At 57.1% G+C, this 19,053-nt stretch carries 16 protein-coding genes and 1 other RNA gene; 5 read left to right on the forward strand and 12 right to left on the reverse strand.

Annotated elements, in window-relative coordinates; all coding sequences use genetic code 11:
- The first annotated feature begins 70 nt into the window (after window positions 1-70).
- A complete protein-coding gene (locus tag OU26_RS05925) occupies window positions 71-2,203 on the forward strand; it encodes a protein kinase domain-containing protein (RefSeq protein WP_026646108.1) in 2,133 nt (710 codons plus the stop codon).
- A gap of 98 nt (window positions 2,204-2,301) precedes the next feature.
- Here OU26_RS05925 and OU26_RS05930 read toward each other — a convergent pair whose 3' ends face one another.
- The gene (locus OU26_RS05930; RefSeq protein WP_026646109.1) at window positions 2,302-3,039 is read right to left on the reverse strand and encodes a lysophospholipid acyltransferase family protein; all 738 of its coding nucleotides are present in this window, start codon (window positions 3,037-3,039) and stop codon (window positions 2,302-2,304) included.
- Window positions 3,040-3,089: 50 nt separating this feature from the next.
- Between OU26_RS05930 and OU26_RS05935 the strand changes: the two genes are divergently transcribed.
- On the forward strand, window positions 3,090-3,656 hold the full coding sequence (locus OU26_RS05935; protein ID WP_026646110.1) for a hypothetical protein: 567 nt from the start codon (window positions 3,090-3,092) through the stop codon (window positions 3,654-3,656).
- Between the two features lie 125 nt (window positions 3,657-3,781).
- Here the strand turns inward: OU26_RS05935 and trpD are convergent, their stop codons facing one another.
- Entirely contained in the window at window positions 3,782-4,834 is a 1,053-nt protein-coding gene (gene trpD / locus OU26_RS05940; protein WP_026646111.1) for an anthranilate phosphoribosyltransferase, read from the reverse strand.
- Window positions 4,835-5,032: 198 nt separating this feature from the next.
- Here trpD and OU26_RS10090 point away from each other — a divergent pair, with 198 nt between their 5' ends.
- Window positions 5,033-5,797, forward strand: a complete 765-nt coding sequence (locus OU26_RS10090; protein WP_152571335.1) for a hypothetical protein — start codon at window positions 5,033-5,035, stop codon at window positions 5,795-5,797.
- Window positions 5,798-6,324: 527 nt separating this feature from the next.
- On the opposite strand, the gene OU26_RS09690 is transcribed toward OU26_RS10090, so the two are convergent.
- Genes OU26_RS09690 through OU26_RS05970 form a run of 3 tightly spaced genes read right to left on the reverse strand, consistent with a single transcriptional unit; the run spans window position 6,325 to window position 9,612 of the window.
- Entirely contained in the window at window positions 6,325-8,253 is a 1,929-nt protein-coding gene (locus OU26_RS09690) for an AAA family ATPase (RefSeq protein WP_160257603.1), read from the reverse strand.
- A gap of 14 nt (window positions 8,254-8,267) precedes the next feature.
- Entirely contained in the window at window positions 8,268-8,678 is a 411-nt protein-coding gene (locus OU26_RS05965; RefSeq protein ID WP_026646114.1) for an ABC-three component system middle component 2, read from the reverse strand.
- Entirely contained in the window at window positions 8,671-9,612 is a 942-nt protein-coding gene (locus tag OU26_RS05970) for an ABC-three component system protein (protein WP_033498973.1), read from the reverse strand. Before OU26_RS05970 ends, OU26_RS05965 begins: the two co-directional genes overlap by 8 nt.
- 572 nt (window positions 9,613-10,184) lie before the next feature.
- Here OU26_RS05970 and OU26_RS09890 point away from each other — a divergent pair.
- Window positions 10,185-10,775 carry a sigma-70 family RNA polymerase sigma factor gene (locus OU26_RS09890; RefSeq protein WP_081815618.1) on the forward strand — a complete coding sequence of 197 codons (591 nt, stop codon included), beginning with the start codon at window positions 10,185-10,187 and terminating at the stop codon, window positions 10,773-10,775.
- Window positions 10,776-11,127: 352 nt separating this feature from the next.
- Here OU26_RS09890 and secA read toward each other — a convergent pair whose 3' ends face one another.
- Together secA and hpf are read right to left on the reverse strand one after the other, a co-directional pair.
- Window positions 11,128-14,004: a preprotein translocase subunit SecA gene (gene secA, locus OU26_RS05980; RefSeq protein ID WP_026646116.1), complete on the reverse strand. Its 2,877-nt coding sequence runs from the start codon at window positions 14,002-14,004 to the stop codon at window positions 11,128-11,130.
- Between the two features lie 224 nt (window positions 14,005-14,228).
- Complete coding sequence (gene hpf, locus OU26_RS05985) at window positions 14,229-14,894, reverse strand: ribosome hibernation-promoting factor, HPF/YfiA family (protein WP_026646117.1); 666 nt, start codon at window positions 14,892-14,894, stop codon at window positions 14,229-14,231.
- A gap of 178 nt (window positions 14,895-15,072) precedes the next feature.
- Between hpf and rnpB the strand changes: the two genes are divergently transcribed.
- An RNA gene (gene rnpB, locus OU26_RS09695) (RNase P RNA component class A) lies at window positions 15,073-15,437 on the forward strand.
- Window positions 15,438-15,492: 55 nt separating this feature from the next.
- On the opposite strand, the gene OU26_RS05990 is transcribed toward rnpB, so the two are convergent.
- The 5 genes from OU26_RS05990 to OU26_RS06010 form a co-directional block, all read right to left on the reverse strand.
- Window positions 15,493-16,068: a regulatory protein RecX gene (locus OU26_RS05990; RefSeq protein ID WP_374042524.1), complete on the reverse strand. Its 576-nt coding sequence runs from the start codon at window positions 16,066-16,068 to the stop codon at window positions 15,493-15,495.
- A 126-nt stretch (window positions 16,069-16,194) separates the two neighbouring features.
- Window positions 16,195-17,361: a recombinase RecA gene (gene recA / locus OU26_RS05995; protein WP_026646119.1), complete on the reverse strand. Its 1,167-nt coding sequence runs from the start codon at window positions 17,359-17,361 to the stop codon at window positions 16,195-16,197.
- A gap of 260 nt (window positions 17,362-17,621) precedes the next feature.
- On the reverse strand, window positions 17,622-17,855 hold the full coding sequence (locus OU26_RS06000) for a DUF3046 domain-containing protein (RefSeq protein ID WP_026646120.1): 234 nt from the start codon (window positions 17,853-17,855) through the stop codon (window positions 17,622-17,624).
- Between the two features lie 90 nt (window positions 17,856-17,945).
- Window positions 17,946-18,455: a helix-turn-helix domain-containing protein gene (locus tag OU26_RS06005; protein WP_026646121.1), complete on the reverse strand. Its 510-nt coding sequence runs from the start codon at window positions 18,453-18,455 to the stop codon at window positions 17,946-17,948.
- A 61-nt stretch (window positions 18,456-18,516) separates the two neighbouring features.
- Window positions 18,517-19,053 (reverse strand): CinA family protein (locus OU26_RS06010; protein ID WP_033498974.1); only part of this gene is annotated, 537 nt, incomplete at its 5' end.

Consider the following 19,053-nt stretch of genomic DNA (forward strand, 5'->3'; position numbering starts at 1 on the left):
CCTGCTTGTAGACTACGGATTGAAGATTGTTCGACAAGACGTTTTTGAGAAGGAACCGTACCGATCAACCATGAATGAAGCCCCACATGACCCCGTAGGCCAGGTCATAGAAGACCGGTACCGGGTTATCAGCAGAATCGCCGACGGTGGCATGGCCACGGTGTATCAGGCCATCGACGAACGGCTGGAACGCACCGTCGCCATAAAAATCATGCATACGCAGCTGGCGCAGGGGCCGAAGCGCGATCAGTTTGTGGAACGTTTCCGACGTGAGGCCCGTTCCGCGGCTGCGATAGCCAATCCGCACATCGTGCAGGTCTACGACACCGGCGAATTCGATGGATTGGATTATCTCGTCATGGAATACGTCCATGGCGTGAACCTGCGTTACGAAATGAACCAGCAGGTCACCTTCAGCGTACGCGAGACGCTCCGGATTGTCGGGGAAACGCTGGATGGTTTGGCGTCGGCTCATCGTGCGGGCCTGGTGCACCGTGACATCAAACCGGAGAACATCCTGCTCAACGACCGAGGGCATGTGCAGATCACCGATTTCGGCTTAGCCAAGGCCGTTTCGCAGGCCACGTTGTCATCCACGGGCATGTTGTTGGGCACGGCCTCGTATCTGGCGCCGGAAATGATCGAAAGCAACCGGGCGATTCCTCAAGGTGACCTCTATTCCGTGGGCATCATGGCTTGGGAGATGCTGACCGGCAAGGTTCCCTTCAACGCCGACAATCCAGTGACGTTGGTGTTCAAGCACGTGCATGAGGATGTGCCGGACGTCTCGACCGTCTGTTCCGGCATCAACGCCGATGTGGCGGCATTCATCGCAAGACTCACCACGCGCGCACCGGAGGAACGTCCCCGGGACGCCTCCGCGGCACTTGAAGAGCTACAGCGATTGCAAACGGGACTCACGATTGACGATTGGCAGTATCGTCTGCCCGCAGGAACCGACGTCTCAACCGTAGTCGGCGATCCGGGCATGGTTCCTCCCGCTCCGCCCGTCCCACCTACGGATCAATCCGATGACCGCACACGTCCTCTTGGGGAGACCGCGCCGAATGCCACCAGCATCATGCCGGCGGAACAATCGCAGAGCGACCCGGAGGCGACCGCCCGTCTGTCTTTGGGCGGGCACGAATCCCCGACCGGAGTCGCGGAAAAGGGCGACAGCAAGCAGCAGGGACGCAACCGCAAACACACCCCCGTGATTATCGCGTGCATAACGGCGGCTGCGCTCGTCTGCGCCGGTGGCGGTGGCTATGCGTGGTGGTATTTCCAAGGTCCGGGCAGTTATTGGACTTTGCCTCAACCGGCTGACCTGTCATGCACGACTTCAAAGACCTGCCGTATCTCCAACGTCAAGTGGAGCTCCTACGAGGAGCTGCTGAAGTTCGCCAACATCGAATACGAAACGACCGAGGTCTACAGCGATTCCGTCTCCGCGGGAGACATCGTCTCCACCGATCCGGCGAACGTCGGATCGCATGTGAGCAAACGACGTCATCAGAAGGTGAGGGTGGTCGTGTCGAAGGGTGTCAAACAGGCCACTGTTCCCGCCGATATACTCGACACCGGCAGCGCAAATGGCAAGGATCCTGTCAAGGCGCTGGAAAGGGCCGGCTTCGACGATATTGAGCGGACGCCGGACAGCGATGACACATATTCCATGGATGTTCCCCAGGGAGCGTTGCTGGCCCTCAGTGTCAACCCTGGCGCCACACTGCCCCATAATACGAAGATCACGGTCACCCTGTCCCAAGGACCGAAGCCTGTCGTCATGCCGAATGTCGTCGGCGAGTCGAAGGACGAGGCTCAGCAGGCGTTGGACGGGCTCAAGCTCACTGTCGACTGGTCCGAGCAGTTCGATGACAAGATCCCGCAGGGACAGGTGATTTCCGCCTCCGCAAAGGCCGGCGACGAATTGCATTGGGGCGATGCCGTCAAAGTGGTGGTGTCGAAGGGGCCGCAGACCGTGACGTTGCCGAATTACGTCGGACAACGCGCGTCCGACGCCAAGAGCGCGTTGGAGAAGCTTGGATTCAGCGTGAAGATCAGCTCGCAAATCACGCTTGATTCCAGCCAGGACAAGAAAGTGGCATCCCAAGATCCCGTAGGCGGCACTGAGGTGCGTCTGCATCAGGAGGATGGGACGCCGACCACCATCACTTTGAAGATGTATTCGTCATTGTTCTGAAAGCCAGCGCATTCCACGGCACGAGACAACCACCGCATATGGTGATGGGGGTGTTCCGACGTTTCCGGAACACCCCCATCACCATATGCGGAAGGAATCTACTTGTTGCCGTTCTCGGGCTGATCGTCCTTCGCTCCAGCCTGCGCTTCGGCCTCCTGTCGGGCCTTGAGCTCGGCCTTGACCTTCTGCGCGTACTCGTCGACGTATTCCTGGCCGCTCATCTTCTGAATCTCGCGAGTCACACGGTCGGTGAGCGAACGCAGGTCGTCATGGGTAATCTCATCCACCGGCTTCTTCTCGACTTCAATCGGCTTGCCATAGATCACCGTGGATTTGCCTTTGTTCGGAATGACCTGTCCCGGCTTCTGTAGTTCACGGGAGCCGATGATGGCGGCCGGAACGATCGGACATCCGGTTTCGAACGCCAATCGTGCCGCGCCGGTATGCCCTTTGTAAAGACGCCCGTCCGGACTGCGCGTGCCTTCGATGTGGATGCCGAACAGATGTCCGTCCTCGATGATCTCACGGGCATGGTTCAGCGCTCCAAGCGATTTGGAGCCGCCGGAACGGTCCACGGGGAACACGCCGACGGAAGTGAACCACCACTTCTTGAACTTGCCTTTAATGCCCTTGCCTTCGAAATACTCGGCCTTGCCCATGAAATGAATCATGCGCGGGCAGGTCAGCGGCAGCAGGGCATCGTCGATGACGGCGAGGTGATTGGCCGCGATGATGGCGCCGCCCTCACGCGGAATGTTCTCAAGTCCCTGCGCGGTCGGCCCCAGACGATGGATGGCGATCGGACCCAGACCTTTGACGAAAAACCAGTAGAGCATTCTTCACGTTCCTCCCAACGGATTGGCACCCGCCCGATTAGAGTATAAGTATGACTGACCTCAACAATACCAACGACGATGAAGAACGCCCAAACGATGAGTCGGATGGCGGCGTCTCGCCATCCGACAATCTGGATGCGGCTTGGGCCGAATTCGCGAATTCGCACGCCGATGACCTGAAGGCCGTGGAACGCTCGCGCAGTGCGAAACGTTTCGAAAAACACGCGCAACGTCAGGAAAAAGAGGCCCTGCTGTCCGTCAACGATCTGGATCAAGGCACATTCGTCGGCGACATGCCGTCAACCGGCCGCGGTCCACGTGATTTCACCGGTTCAAGCTGGCTTGATACTGACCGGGTCATGGACCGTTATGGTGAGGATTTCGTGCCACCGAACCCCAAAATCGGCCCTGTGAAATTGTCGAAGCTTGTCTTCTGGGTATTGCTGGTCGCCGGTGTCATCGGCATCATCGCTTCGGTGTTCATGCCAGCGCTGGCTTCGATCCTAGGGTCCATCTTCGGTCTGTGCGCGCTGATCGGCGCCGCCGGACTCATTGTGCAGCATAAGGGACATTCCCAGACACGCACGGACGAATTCGATGATGGTGCGCGCGTCTGATGACGGCTCCCATATGCGGCCTGGCTACAGTCATATCGGACGATGCAATGTGAAGGCCCCGACACTGTCATTCCATCAGTGTCGGGGTCTTCACATGTCTGTACAAGCGCTATATACGCGCGGATTCAGGCTTTCGCAGCCTGGGCGGTCGCAATCCACTTATCGAGCAGCGCCGTTGCCTTGCCGGAATCGACGGTCTGCTCGGCAATGGCATAAGCCGCCTTGAAGCGTTCGGCCAAGCTGGCATCGGCCGGTACCTGATGCCCGTCGGCCACGATGGCGGATGCGGCGTTCAACAGGGCGGTGGTGCGGAACGGCACATCCTTGCCCGCGAAGAAATCACGTGCCAGTCGTGCGTTGAGCTCGGGTTCTCCACCTTTCAGGTCGGAAACGTTAATCTTGGCGAGACCAAGTTCGACGGTCGGGTCAAATTCGTTTTCGACGACCTTGCCATCCTTGAACTCCCAGATGGAGACCGGCCCGGTCGGAGCCATCTCGTCGAGTCCCTCGCTGGAGGTGTAGACCATGCCAGTCTGGCCGTTCGCCGCATACACGGCGGCCATAATCGGGCTCATCTTGCGATTGGCGCAGCCAACGGCCATATGCTTCGGGCTCGCGGGGTTGGTCAGAGGACCAAGCACATTGAACACGCATGGCACGCCGAGCGCGGCGCGAATCGGTCCGACGAAACGCATCGCCGGATGGAAGGTGCGTGCGAACGCGAACGCGATGCCGCATTCGTTACCGACTTCAGCCACCTGTTCCGGCGTCAAATCCAACGGCAGTCCCAACGCTTCGAAGCAATCGGCGGTGCCGCACTTGGACGAGGCGGCGCGATTGCCGTGTTTGACGATTTTGACGCCCGCAGCGGCGGCAACGATCGCGCCCATGGACGACAGGTTCACCGTGGATGCGCCGTCTCCGCCGGTGCCGACGATATCGGTGGTCTCGCCTTCGATATGCAGCGGGATGGCGTGGGCGACCATGGCCTTCGCCGCGCCGCGGACTTCATCGGGAGTCAATCCCAGCTGCTGCTGGGTGGCGAGCACCGCGCCGACGGCGGCCGGATTGGCGTTGCCGTTCATGAGGTCATCGACGAACCACTCGGATTCCTCGGCGCTTAAGTGGTCTCCCCCAACCAGTTTGGTGAGAATCGACTTCCATGTGATCTCGGCCATAGTATCCTCCCCCTGGCTTCACGCCAAGCGCTTCGATTGTGTTTCCGCCGCATATTCTAACCGCCGGATATTGCGTAAACCGTTCCCGTCCGCATGACGGTATGATTCATAACTTCCGCCCACCATCCTGTGGTTGTCCAGAGCGCTTCCCATTAGTTATGCGAGGTAATTATCCAAGATAACCAATATCGAGGCATCATGAGCAAACCCGCGGAGCGCAACGTCCACAACGCCGACACACCGGACTTCAGCGTGCCGGACGACGGCCACGGCACACCGACCTCCAACACGATTGGCATCCTGCTCGACGCCTGCCAGACCGCCAAACGAATCACGGAAGCCTTGCTGCCGCGGTCGCCGGCACCAAGGACCAATGTCCTGGCGCGAGCACGGCGGGAAACCGTCCCATCTTTTAGACATGTCCCACCGCACGACTTTCCGCTCCGCCGAAACGCCGTGCCGGACGACCAGGATTCCATCGTCGCCCGTATCGGTGGCGATGGGGAGCATCACACGAGCAGGAAGAAAGGAATATCATGGCCGCATCATCCACCACATTCGAGCGCACGAACATACGCCGCCGGAATTCGGCATCGACGCGGCGACCGTGCAGTGGCTCACCACCGGCTACATGATGAACTGCGTGGTCAAGGAAAGGTGGGGCAGGACTATGTGCCCAGTGGAACCACTGGAACCACTGGAATTTGGGTGACGGTTCCGACATGGCGATGCATGCTGAACTACCTGTCCAAGGATTACCTGCGTGATGGAGGAAATGGTTCAACTATCGAATGGTCGGTATCAGCCGAAAGTTTCCGCAGAACGGATGCCGCACCCCTCGAACAGGATGCTACAGCGTCTGCGATCATCAAGGCGCTGGATCGCTATATCGGCTCGTGGCGACAGTTCATGACCGATACCAATGGGGGAAGCGTGGATTTGTCGCAAAGGCGGCGGCAGTAAGCGCATTCCGCGGTGTCGATTGGCAGAAGATGTTTGCGGTTTGGTCTTCGGCCCATAAGGATAACACGTCTGATTCCGCGATCGATGCAGCATGTGCGGCATTGGCAGTACTGACAAGCCACAGGGGATTCCGTAGGACTCGGACCTTTCGCGTTAGCAGCAGGGCAACAGAAGGGATGATCACATAGCCAGGGAAGACCAATAGCAGAAATATATAAAAAAGATGCCACCCAATATAGTTATACAGCACGCAAGTCGCAGCAAATGTAGCCGCGTATATCACGGCCGTTACCACTGGGGTTTGCGTGAGTGGGTTCTTCTGGTCCGGTGAGTTCTGCGCGAACGTCACCTGTACATCCGGGTCGTGCCCGGCCGAATCGTGTTTGCCTGTGGCCATGCAGCCGCTGTTTTTGCTGTCATTCCCGTCGTTCTCTGCCATGATGCCCCCTTGTATGTTTTCAATGTATCTGTTCCGCAATGTCTGTGCATGATTTTCGCCTTTACCGTTGCCCAACGCCGGTTCTTTGTTACCGATTGCGGCTGTTGTGGTATGCGCGGCAGATCAAGCCAAGGATATAGAAGATGGTCGGAATTGTATACCCGCCCATGAAAAGCTGGAACGATAGTATGTCTGAAAATGAGTTGGTCAGTATTTTTACTACGCTAAACCATAGGGTGGCTTTGGGAGGTATGAGCATTAGCAAGGCTGCCATGCTTACTAGTGTCATCGCGTAGGTGAGCGCGGTGGTGCCGGCAAGCCACAAGAGATTCCATGAGGCGTTGATTTTTCGTGTCAGTAGCAGGGCTATGAAGGGAACGATTGCATAGCCGGGAAGTATTATCAGTAAAAATCCCCAACAGGCGGATAAGATGCTGCTATACAGTGCGCATGTCACGGTAAACACGCCTGCATATATAATGGCTGCCGACACCGGGTGTGGTGCATGTGCGTTGTCCTGTTTCGGTAGTTCGAGTCCGGCTATACACTCGCTGTCGCTCTTACTGGGTTCTGGCATGATGTTCCTTCCCGTGTGAACAATCCGGCTGTTTTGTGATGTGTCTGTGCATGGCCTGATGTTTACCGTCGCCCAACGCCGGTAATAGAAATCCTCGTGGAACCATTCTCTTGGCCGATATTTCTTGTAATCGACCTTTTCCTCGTCGGCACCATCAAGAGTAGCTTGAAATCTTTTACGCAAAGCAGTCAGCTCGGCACATTCTGCACGAATTCTTTCTGACTGGGCAAGCCCATCAAGTCGTTGTCGTATTGTTCGGGCCTCCGGCTCAAGATTCCGGTGCAGCTGTTCCATATTGGACTGATGGGCGTTTTGCGCTTCGTCGATGCTCTGTGTCACTTGGATTCTTGCTTGGCGTAAGGATTCCTGATCCTTGGCCACACCATTACGAAGTTCGCGAATGCGGGACATTTCATTTTCCCGAGCACGAATGTCTTCTTCACTCGGTGGATCGATATGGACGGTGCTGTGGCAGAACTGACAAACATCGGGATAAGGTTGTTCCCGGTTATGGCGCATTGCCTGCAACTGCAGATCAAGGCGTGCCAAATCGGAATCGTATTGCCCTAGTAGGGTTTCACGCTGGGCGAGCAATACGTCCAGACGCTCGTTTTCCTGATGCAGTGCGCTGATGTGTTCAACGAGTTCCGCATCTTCATCAATGGTTTTTCGACGCTGTTGTTCCAATTGCTGTAACGTGTTGCGCAGTTTCTCAATATAACTATCGACGGTTTTGCCTTCGGCAGCCGCGTCCCGTTCAAGTTGCTCAAGCTGTTTGATGCGGGGCTCGATGATATCGAGTTGGCTGAAGATGAATCGTTCCACCGCTTGCCTGCGTGCATGGCGCTCGGCGGAACTTTCCTGTCTTGCCTCATCATTGAATGTTTCATCTTGAGCGAGGACCAGCAAAGCGGACAGGTTCTGCGTCATCGTTGTGTTGCTGGTGGTTTTGGGCAATAGAATCGATGGTTCGGGGCGAACGATCTGATCTTCGGGAACAAGCAGCAAATGTCGGATGGCATTCCAAGTAAAGGCCACGGTTCTGTAGGCCTCATTGACTGCGATTCTTCGTGCCTCATCAACGTCCAGCATTGTTAGCAGTACCGAGTTGATTGGTCGTTTGTTTTTGCCTCTGCGTGCGACCGTATAATCTCCCGGTTCCACATCTGAGTCAGTCGAAGAGACCTGAATCGTTTGCGAAGCCAACGAGCGTTGTAATGTCACTTCTCCGTGTTCGGTACTGAAGGTGACGGATGCTCCTGCATATCCGGTGACATCCGTGAATGGTATGACGTTTCCGCCGCATACGAAGCTGATCGTTTTCGTAATTCCGGTTTTGCCGGTATTCGACGGGCCGATGATGCAATTCAATCCCTGCTGCAAATCAATGGTTGAGGCATTGCCATCGTTCCGAATCGCCTTGACTTGACGAATCCACATTTTCCCCATCTTGGTTACCGGCTTTCCAGTATTCGTTCTATTATCGAATCGTAATTCAGCGTCGCCAATGTTTCGATGGCATGACGATAAGCCGTGACATATTCTCCATGTAATTCGTTGGCGAATTGCATGCACGTCGGGCTTGCGGAATAACTGGATCCGGCATCTTCGGTGATGGCGAAGCCTATGATTACCAGCCTGTTCAGCCCTCTTCGTACACGTTTGCGCCTGGCATCATACTCTGCTGTGGCATAAGGGTTGTCCCCGTGAAGGTTACTATTGCCAAAGCCCATGACCTTCATGTAAGTTGCGGCAAAATCCATGACCGTGATTTCATCCAATGTTGCAGGGTGTGGCAATAAGGACAGGCATAGCGTAAGACGGGTTGCGGTTTCGCTCGGGGTGTTGAACAGGGAATCACTCATCGGCGCTCACCCATTCCAGTCGAGTGTCATTGACCAGCATGTGGCATATGCCTTTCTTCTCCGCGGCTTTGACGATGGTTGGAAAACGGGTGATGACGGAACCGGAAAGGGGAAGAATCGCAGCTTGGTTCAAGGTTGCCAGCATTCTGGCCAGCCCATCGTCATATTCTTCGTTGCATACGTCGCAGACTCCATCGTAGAGGTCGTCTTTCATCGCATGGAACTCGGTTTCACCATCATCGATGGCATCTCTCATGTTCCGCCGCAGTCCTTCTGCATTGTAAAAATGCCCACGCTGCCGGTCATATTCCTTGCGCTGTCGGTCGGGCAAATCATCTCGGGACCGGATTTGCCTGTGCAAGTGTTCGGCGTAGGCCGATTCCATTTGTGCAAGATACGTTCTTTCCACATTGAAATCCGGTGATTCTGGTGGGGATGGAGATTTCCGCCATGCCACGGCTGAACGCCCAAGATGGAGCTTCCCTGATGAGATGTGTCCTTCGGCCAGCGGCAGATCATCCAGCAATTCAAATTCCGGCTGAAATGCGGTGCCGTCCACCAGAAGATCACGATTGTCGGCATTCGCTTCCAAGATCTCGAACAGCCAAGTGCTCACTGCGGATGGGAGTTTGTCAATTGACGAGGCTTTGATGTTCACCTGACCGAGACAACGCTGAAACTGCGATAGCGCGTCAATACCAATATCGTCAAACAGGCTTTCCACTCGGGCCTTATCCAGATGCTGAAAGAATTCAGAGGCCTTCCATTGCGGTAGTTTTCTGCATCCGTTGAAGAACTTCACCAAATCCGTTTGGTTGATACCCGCCCATACGCCTTCATTGATTGCCGTCTTCGCCTTTGAATAGTGCCTTTTGTTTACGTCTGATGTGTCTGTTGCGCTTGATTCAAGGATGACATCGAAGAAATCTTTCATGAACCCTTTTTTCTATGTGCTGATTCCGCGGCTTTCCCCACTGACGTAGGGCCGAACGAATGTGCAGAACACTCCCAAAGCATATGTGCCGTTGGGCTTATCCATCGTTCGTCTCCTCCTCGCCTTACGTCGTCTTATTTCGTCTTCGGTTCTGATAGGTCAATTTCCTACGATGAAAACAGATGCGGATGAAGCCTTGTCATTACTGGAATTACGGCCAGTATACGACGAATCAGCCGCATTCGTTTCGGAACTCTGCCGAATGGCGAAAGGAGATGGACATGTAAATCAGTTACGACCGTGAATTCTTATTGCTAAGGCTCGTATTCGGAAACGGCCGTTCGAATATCAGTGACTTATGTATGGCGTAATCGCTGTCTGCATTTTTACTCCACGGCGAAGCTGGCTGTGGTTCACAATCCGTTTTGAGACCTGCTTATCGATATCGGGCGAGATGCCGTCTGTCAGTGTGCATATAACTGGCAGACACATCTCGCTTCATTGTTTTCAAGGCTGGTCTCATATTGCGTCAGCAGGTCTTGAGCAACTTTATATGAGCAAGGCCCAAGAACATGAAGCTTGTTTTTAAGCATGAGACCCCTATTGCGGGCAATGCATCCGTTACTGAAACATATGAACTTACCCAGGAGGAACTGCTTCCGATGATTAGACGCGATCGTGCGCTGCGTGCTGCGGCTGAACACCGCGACGAAGAAGAGCTGGAATTCCGTGCGCCGCAATGCATTTTGCAGGAACTCTGGAATGCCGAAGAGCGTGTGGCGCACTCCTGTCACCGTTCCGATCGCGTTGGTGGAAGCGCATGGTCGTATGAGGAAATAGCCGGCATCAACCGTGAACCGCAAGAGCATTCGTTATCTCCGGAAGAGCTGCTCATCGAATACGAGACGGCACAAGAACGGGAGCAAGCCGCTCGTCGGGTTCTTGAAGCTTTGCGGACGCTTCCCGATGGACAGCGGAAAGCTGTGGAAAATGTGTGCTTCCGCAACCTATCCCAATCCGATGTAGCTCGCAGTAGTGGGATTTCACGTGCAGCCGTTTCCAAACAAATCAATGCTGCTATCAAGAAACTGCGGCGAGTCTGCGACGTATCTGTGAAAGTACGATCGCTTCAAGGTGACTCTGACTTGACTGCATCGAAATAATCTGGAGGCAGGCAACGTGGTATTCGTTTCAGCATTCTCCATACTCGGGAAATCGTTTCGGCGGATGCCGAAGCGTTACCCGAAAAAACAGACGATATGACAGCAAATAAGACAGTGGGCAGTGGGTCGTTGCCGTGGACGTATTGGCTATGGAGATGGAGACCTCGGTCCCTTTGTAAAAAGACCTGTTTTCAACTGGATTTGCGGACCGGAGGTGCGCATTCCAGCCACAGAGGCCATGGGCGACATCGATTTCGGGGAATGACATCCGCTGTGTGAACCCCTGATATGGCGATGGCCCCGACAGTATGAAACACACCGACGGGGCCATCACCTTGGCTTATGCGAAGCGTCACGCCTCATTCTGGCCATGGCACATCTTGTACTTACGACCGGAACCGCACGGGCACTGGGCGTTCTTGCCGGTTCCCGGGAAGGTGCGACCATCGGCCCACGGGGAGTGCAGCTCCTCGCTCTTCGGACGCTTGTTGGCCGGAACCTTGCCTTCGGCGTGGCTGATCGGCTGCATGCCGACAATGCCCTTCTCGTTCTTCTGCTCATCGGCCAGCTCATCGATGGTGGTCTTTTCGGCCTCATCATCGGTCTCCGGCTCGCTCGGAGCGGACTCTCCCGTGGCAGCGGCCTCGCCATCCAGACCCATCACGGCTTCGGCGGCGTTCACCGCCTCGTCCTCGTCGGATTCGGTGGATTCGTCCTCGGTCATGGCCACACGGTCGATGTCCACATGGAACAGCAGCTGGATAGTCTCCTCCTTGATGGCTTCGATCATGGAGTTGTACATCTGGTAGCCTTCACGCTGGTATTCGACCAGCGGGTCGCGCTGGCCCATACCGCGCAGGCCGATGCCGTCCTTGAGATAGTCCATCTCGTAGAGGTGTTCACGCCACTTGCGGTCGAGCACGGCGAGCACCACGCGGCGCTCGAGCTGGCGCAGGCCTTCGCTGCCGAGCTTGTCTTCGAAATCGGAGTACTGGTCCTTGGCGTCGGAGACGATGAGCTCCTTCAGGGCCTCAACGGCCTTGTCGCCCTTGAGCTTGTCGACGGCGTCCTTGGCCGCTTCCTGCTCCACGGCGATCGGGTACACGGAGGAGATGGCCTTGAACAGACCGTCCCAATCCCAATCGGTCGGCTTGTCGGAACCGTTGTTGGCGCCCTTGATGTAGCTCAGCACGGTGTCGTCGATGAACCTGAGGATGTCCTCGTGGATATCGGCGCCCTTCAGCACGGACTGGCGTTCGGCGTAGATGACGGTACGCTGCTTGTTCATCACGTCATCGTACTTCAGCACGTTCTTACGGATTTCGAAGTTACGCGATTCGACGGCCTTCTGTGCGGTGCGCACGCCCTTGGAAACGCTCTTGGCTTCGATCGGCTCGCCTTCCGGCATGCCCTTGGCCATGACACGCGCCACCAGCTGGGTGTTGAACAGACGCATCAGATCGTCTTCGAGGGACAGGTAGAAACGGGATTCACCCGGATCTCCCTGACGGCCGGAACGGCCGCGCAGCTGGTTGTCGATACGGCGGGATTCGTGGCGCTCGGTGCCGAGCACGTACAGACCGCCAAGCTTGACGACTTCCTCGTGCTCGTCCTTGACCTGGTCCTTGATTTCGGCCAAGGTTCCCGGCCAACGCTTCTCGTACTCGTCCGGAGTGTCATCCGGAGAATAGCCTTCGGACTTGAGCTTCGCATCGGCGAGGAACTCGACGTTGCCGCCGAGCATGATATCGGTACCACGGCCTGCCATGTTGGTGGCCACGGTGACGGCGCCCTTGCGACCGGCGACGGCCACGACCGCGGCTTCCTTGTCATGCTGCTTCGCGTTCAGCACCTGATGCGGGATCTTGGCCACATCAAGCAGGGTGGACACGACTTCAGAGGATTCCACGGATGCGGTGCCCAGCAGGACCGGCTGGCCCTTCTTGTGGCGCTTGGCCACGTCACGCACGATGGCGGCGAGCTTCTCCTTCTTGGTGCGGAAGATCAGATCGTCCTTGTCCTCGCGGATCATCGGCTTGTTGGTTGGGATGGGCAGCACGCCAAGCTTGTAGGTGCCCATGAACTCGGCGGCTTCGGTCTCCGCCGTACCGGTCATGCCGGCCAGCTTGTCGTACATGCGGAAGTAGTTCTGCAGGGTGATGGTGGCGAAGGTCTGGTTTTCGGCCTTGACCTCCACGCCTTCCTTGGCTTCGATGGCTTGGTGCAGACCCTCGTTGTAACGGCGGCCCGGCAGGATACGTCCGGTGTGCTCGTCGACGATGAGCACTTCGCCGCCGGTCACGACGTAGTCGCGGTCACGCAGGAACAGCTCCTTGGCCTTGATGGCGTTGTTCAGGTAGCCGATCAATGCGGTGTTGTTGGGCTCGTACAGGTTGTCGATGCCGAGATAGTCCTCGACCTTGGTGATGCCCGGATCAAGGATGCCGACGACCTTCTTCTTCTCGTCGACCTCGTAGTCCTCGTCACGGTTGAGCTTCAGAACCAGGCGCGCGAACTGGCGGTACCAGCGGGTCACGTCGCCCTCGGCCGGACCGGAGATGATCAACGGGGTACGCGCCTCGTCGATGAGGATGGAATCAACCTCATCGACGATGGCAAAATGGTGGCCGCGCTGCACAAGGTCGGACTTCTCCCATGCCATGTTGTCACGCAAATAATCGAAGCCGAACTCGTTGTTGGTGCCATAGGTGATGTCCGCGTTGTACTGCTTGCGGCGCTCCGGCGGCTTCTGGTTTGTGATGATGCAGCCGGTGCTCATGCCGAGGAAACGATAGACACGTCCCATCAGCTCGGCCTGGTAGCTGGCCAGATAGTCGTTGACGGTGACGACGTGGACGCCCTTGCCTTCAAGCGCGTTCAGATATGCGGGCAGCGTGGCCACCAAGGTCTTGCCTTCACCGGTTTTCATTTCGGCGATGTTGCCCCAGTGCAGTGCGGCACCACCCATGAGCTGCACGTCGAAGTGGCGCAGGCCCAAGGTGCGCTTGGAGGCCTCACGCACGGTGGCGAAGGCTTCCGGCATGAGCTTGTCGAGGGACTCGCCGTTTTCGATACGCTGCTTGAACTTGGCGGTCTGACCCTTGAGCTCCTCGTCATCAAGGGCCGCGATCTCATCTTCGAAGGCGTTGGTCGCCTTGGCCACGTTCTCGAGCTTCTTGATCTGTCGGCCTTCGCCCATGCGCAGGGCTTTGTCAACGATATCTACCACAATCACTCCCTTTGTGTATGGTGACTTTCCTTGACCGAGAATAGTCGCTTCCTTGCGATTCTCGAAAAATTCCGTCCATTTTACGTAAGTTTTTGCATGTCGCATCGTTCAAGCGGACAGATTCGCTTAGACACTTTCCGCATGTGCAAACATAACGTGCAAACACAAGAGGATCCGTGCAACATGTGCACGGATCCTCTCGGAATGTTCAGATACTTACAGGCTCACTTCTTCTTGGCTACGTTCTCCGGGGTGTCGATTTCGAAGACGCCATAGCTCCAGCCGTGACGACGGTAGACGACGGACGGACGTCCGGTCTCCTTGTTCACGAACAGGAAGAAGTCGTGACCGATCAGCTCCATCTCGTACAGAGCCTCGTCGATGGTCATCGGCTCAGCGATATGCAGCTTGCGACGGATGACGATCGGGGTGTCGCCAACCTGGACTTCGACGGACTCTCCGGGACCAAGATCGGCGGAGACGGCATCGGCTGGGCTGTTGTTCGGCTCCTCCGGCTCCGGCTCCTCGACCGCGGCGGGCTCGACCGGACCCAGATCGACCGGGACGGGGTCGGTGTAGCCGCGACGGTGATCCTTGCGTCGGTCGCGCGTACGGCGCAGACGGAGGGTCAGCTTGTCAAGAGCCAGATCCAAGGCGCTGAACTCGTCGGCGCTGGACGCTTCGGCGCGCACCACGGTACGACCTGCGATGACGGTGATTTCAACGCGCTTGGCGGTATCGGCCTGGCGCGGATTGCCCTCATGGGACAGCACGATCTGGGCACGCTGCGCATCCGGGGCGATAGCGGTCACACGATTCATCTTGCTTTCGACAACGTCACGGAACCTTTGCTTGATCTGCGTATGACGTCCGGTAACGACGATTTCCATGTGAACCTCCCTAGAGTCAAGCGGTTTCACCCGCTATATACGGACCAACCAGCTGCATCGCTGCTTGGTAGTCATCATTGTAGCCATAAGATCATCGATTTGAGGCATGACGCCCCGAGAAAAACAAAAGTTTTTTTACGCTTTGCTTTCGGCCATTCTCTTGCTATAATTGTGCGTTTGAGACCTCTTGATGGCCGCGACCGGCTTTGCCGGTTGAGGAACTTCCGGGCTCCATAGAGCACGATGGCGGATAACGTCCGCCCAGGGTGACCTGAGAGATAGCGCAGCAGAGAACAGACCGCCTTATCGGTTTAGGCCGGTGGGTAAGGGTGAAACGGTGGTGTAAGAGACCACCGGGCCGCTGGTGACAGTGGGCCGCATGGCAAGCCTCATCGGGAGCAAGGCCAAGCAGAAGGCGTCTGAGGACTGCTCGTCCGAAGCCTTCGGGTAGGCTGCTAGAGCCTGACGGCAACGTCAGGTCGAGATGGATGGCCATCCGTGCCTTTGGCACGACAGAACCCGGGGTATAAGAGGTCTCATTTCCCTTTCTTTCCTTCGATTCCCGGGACAATTCACCTTGGTCGTCCAGCTACCGACTTCAGTCGAACAGCTCTTGCGCCACCTGCCGCAGAATGTCGGGATTATGGCCTTTCCTTCCACCGGCGCTCCAGAAACGACGCTTGCGCACATCACAATCCATTCCAGTGGTTTTTCGCGCGGTTCTACGACCCAATTCCCACGCGGCTTCGGAGAACACGCCTTCGGCCTCCGCCTCATCGCAGACATGCTGCGCGAGTCCGCGGTCAACGCCCTTACGGATAAGTTCCATGACCGCTCCTCTTCGTCCCATGAGACGAGATGCGCAATAGCGTACAGCGGATTGCGCATAGGCCTCATCGTTAATCAACTGAACCCTTTCCAGGCGGTCGATGACGTCATCGACCACTTCGATCGCGTATCCTTTACCGACGAGTCTCTCGCGCAAAGCGCCAGAGGGACGGGGCGCGGCATCCAGCAATCGGAGCGCGGCCTCTCGGCACGAATCGAGGTCATTGGGGTCCGGCATCGCCCTTTCTGAGCCACGATTCGCGACACGCCCAGCGTGTCGCGCGTGTCGCGATGCCTTCGGCGTGTTTGCGCTGCCAGCGAACTCATCGGATCTTCCGAAATCCATCCAACGCGATCGGAGCTGATCGGATGCGCCCTTCGCATCCATGCCAAAAGGGACAGGGTCCCCAGCATCGGTCGAAGCCGGCTGAAGACCCTGTTCCTTAAGAAAGCTTTCGGCGTCGATCATATGTCACGCCTTGGCATCCGTTTTGGATGTCTTAGACGCCACCTTGTCCGTACCGGCTTTTTCCTTGCCGCAGGAAGGCGATTCCGCGTTGTCCTCGGCACCATCCTCTGCGAATTGATCAGTGGGCTTAATCAGCCCGAACGCCGTTTTGACCTTGTTCTCGATCTCCTCCGTGAGTTCCGGATTGTCCTTGAGGAATTGACGCACGTTCTCGCGTCCCTGTCCCAGCTGATCGCCCTCATAGGTGAACCACGAGCCGGACTTCTTGACGACGTTGGCCTGCAAGGCCATATCGAGCACGGAACCTTCTTTGGAAATGCCCTCGCCATAAAGCACATCGAATTCGGCCGTCTTGAAGGGCGGAGCCATCTTGTTCTTGACCACCTTGACCTTGGTGCGGTTGCCCACGGCCTCATCCCCGTTCTTGATGGTCTGGATACGGCGTATATCCATACGCACGGAGGCATAGAACTTCAGAGCCTTGCCGCCGGTGGTGGTTTCCGGATTGCCGAAGAACACGCCGATCTTCTCACGAAGCTGGTTGATGAAGATGGCGGTGGTGCCGGCCTGAGCCAGCGCACCGGTCATCTTGCGCAACGCCTGGCTCATCAGACGCGCCTGAAGACCGACGTGGCTGTCTCCCATCTCGCCTTCGATCTCCGCTTTCGGGACCAAGGCCGCGACGGAATCGATGACGATCACATCCAATGCGCCGGAGCGAATCAGCATGTCGGCGATCTCCAACGCCTGCTCGCCGTTATCAGGCTGGGAGACAATCAACGAATCGGTATCGACGCCCAATTTGCGGGCATAGACCGGGTCAAGCGCGTGTTCGGCATCGATGAAGGCCGCGACGCCACCAGCTCTCTGCGCATTCGCCACCACATGCAATGCCAGCGTGGTCTTGCCGGAGGATTCCGGACCGTAAATCTCCACGATTCGCCCCTTGGGCAGGCCGCCGATGCCCAGCGCCATATCCAACGCCAAGGAACCGGTCGGAATGACTTCAACGTCCTGCTCCGGCCGATCGCCCAATCGCATGGCGGATCCCTTGCCGAAACTTTTCTCAACCTGCGCGAGCGCCGTATCGAGCGCGGCCTGACGGCGCGGATCGATTCCGTTCGCGGACTTGTTCTGTGCGGCGTTCTTCGCCGCGCTCGTCTGTGCCATGGCTACTCCTTGTTGTTGTACCGAGACGAATGATGGCCTCACCGTAAAGCCATATCATCCATCCACGCAAGCCCAAACGACCCTTGTGGTCGGAGAACATACTCTTTGATGCGCCTCATGCTCATTTATCATGGAATTCCGCCATTCCGGAATCCTGAAAAAACAAGCGGCCGGCATCAATTAATCCGCATGTCCTGTGGATAACTATATCCCATCATACGAACATCTGTTCGAAACCGGTGTTTCGCAACGAACGGCGTTCAGCGAACCGGCATCGGAGGAGCGTTATGATCTTTGCCCCACCTTCTGGAATCGGGAATGTTCATCTGGTCGCACAGCACGTTCCACACCACACGGGGCTCCTCCCCCGCGGCCAGCGCCTCGATGGCCGTCATACCTTCCAACCTGTCGAGCACCTGGTCGTGCGCAAGCGCGCGCCCGTAGCTGCGCCCGAGCACCTCCTCAAGCAATTGCCAAAATTCACGTTCCTGCACGGGTTCAAGTGTACTCAGCGAGCGCAACCACGCAACCAAATGAAAACGCCCGGCAACATAAGCTGCCAGACGTTGACGATCCGATACGAGTCAGGCCGCAACCGAATCGAGGTAATCGGCGACCATACGCAGCATCTGCGCGGTGGAGACGCCAAGCGATTGGGCGATGGAGCTCAGAAGCTCGGAACTGGCCTCCTTCTGCCCACGTTCCACCTCGGACAGATACCCGAGGGACACTCCGGCCTTCTCACTGACTTCGCGCAATGTCTTGCGATCATGGGTGCGCAGGTCGCGCAACACATGACCGATCGCTTCGCGCAGCGAAACCTCCTTGGATCCTTCCGCCGTTTCCGTGGACGGAGATGCGGCATATGACCGCGCTTGGTCGCCGTCCTCTTCCTGCCACATGCGGGTCAACGCGGCCTGACGCTCGTCCTTGGCCCTTTTGGCGGCACGGGCTCGCAGCACCTGCTGCTGTGCGAACATCACCGCGCGGCGCTGGGCCGGGGTGAGCTCCCTGACACGGACATTGCCGCTTTGCACCGTGGGAGCCATCGCCTTGAGTTCCATCTGTTCCTTGGTGAGTGTCATCGCGTCCATGCCGCCGGCCCCTTTCCTTGCGTTGCGTATATCCACTATGGTCAACACCCATGGTCGTCGATTATTCCTGTGAAAGTGCTGAAAGAACGCTCAGTTTTTCCAGAATGCATTGCACAACACCATGGCGGACAGCCTCACGCCCACCGTTTAATCGCAGTTCGAAAGCGACCGTCCGTCGCGATTGAACGTCTCCGAAACCGGATGGCAGGGAGCAGCCGATATACGCCAAACCTGCCGGCTTGTCCCCGTCCGGCCCCGGCCCGGCCACGCCGGTGGTGGACAAGCCGACGACGCAATCACCATCCTCATCCTGCTGGTAAAGACGCGCGGTGCCGGATGCCATCTGTCGCGCCACTTCGGGATGCACCGCCCCTTCTCTGTTCAGCAGGTCGCGATCGACGCCGAGGATCTTCGCCTTGGCACGAATATCGTAGGTCACCGCCGAACCGAGAAACACTTTCGAGGCGCCGGGGATGCGCACGAAGGCGTCGGCCAGCAATCCGCCGGTGAGCGATTCGGCGGCGGCGATCTTGAAATGATTGTTATCACAATAGCGCAAAACGGCCGCGGCCAGCTCATCGCAGTGCGATTGGCTGGC

The sequence above is a fragment of the Bifidobacterium ruminantium DSM 6489 genome (genome assembly GCF_000770925.1).
Classification (GTDB): Bacteria; Actinomycetota; Actinomycetes; order Actinomycetales; family Bifidobacteriaceae; genus Bifidobacterium; species Bifidobacterium ruminantium.

Excerpts from the sequence above, each read along its gene's own strand:
- hpf (WP_026646117.1), bottom strand. The coding sequence starts at position 14,894 with ATGGAAATCGTCGTTACCGGACGTCATACGCAGATCAAGCAAAGGTTC.
- OU26_RS06005 (WP_026646121.1), bottom strand. The coding sequence starts at position 18,455 with ATGGACGCGATGACACTCACCAAGGAACAGATGGAACTCAAGGCGATG.
- OU26_RS05930 (WP_026646109.1), bottom strand. The coding sequence starts at position 3,039 with ATGCTCTACTGGTTTTTCGTCAAAGGTCTGGGTCCGATCGCCATCCAT.
- OU26_RS05970 (WP_033498973.1), bottom strand. The coding sequence starts at position 9,612 with ATGAAAGATTTCTTCGATGTCATCCTTGAATCAAGCGCAACAGACACA.
- OU26_RS05965 (WP_026646114.1), bottom strand. The coding sequence starts at position 8,678 with ATGAGTGATTCCCTGTTCAACACCCCGAGCGAAACCGCAACCCGTCTT.
- OU26_RS09690 (WP_160257603.1), bottom strand. The coding sequence starts at position 8,253 with ATGTGGATTCGTCAAGTCAAGGCGATTCGGAACGATGGCAATGCCTCA.
- trpD (WP_026646111.1), bottom strand. The coding sequence starts at position 4,834 with ATGGCCGAGATCACATGGAAGTCGATTCTCACCAAACTGGTTGGGGGA.
- OU26_RS05990 (WP_374042524.1), bottom strand. The coding sequence starts at position 16,068 with ATGGATTTCGGAAGATCCGATGAGTTCGCTGGCAGCGCAAACACGCCG.
- OU26_RS09890 (WP_081815618.1), top strand. The coding sequence starts at position 10,185 with ATGAAGCTTGTTTTTAAGCATGAGACCCCTATTGCGGGCAATGCATCC.
- recA (WP_026646119.1), bottom strand. The coding sequence starts at position 17,361 with ATGGCACAGACGAGCGCGGCGAAGAACGCCGCACAGAACAAGTCCGCG.
- OU26_RS05935 (WP_026646110.1), top strand. The coding sequence starts at position 3,090 with ATGACTGACCTCAACAATACCAACGACGATGAAGAACGCCCAAACGAT.
- OU26_RS05925 (WP_026646108.1), top strand. The coding sequence starts at position 71 with ATGAATGAAGCCCCACATGACCCCGTAGGCCAGGTCATAGAAGACCGG.
- OU26_RS10090 (WP_152571335.1), top strand. The coding sequence starts at position 5,033 with ATGAGCAAACCCGCGGAGCGCAACGTCCACAACGCCGACACACCGGAC.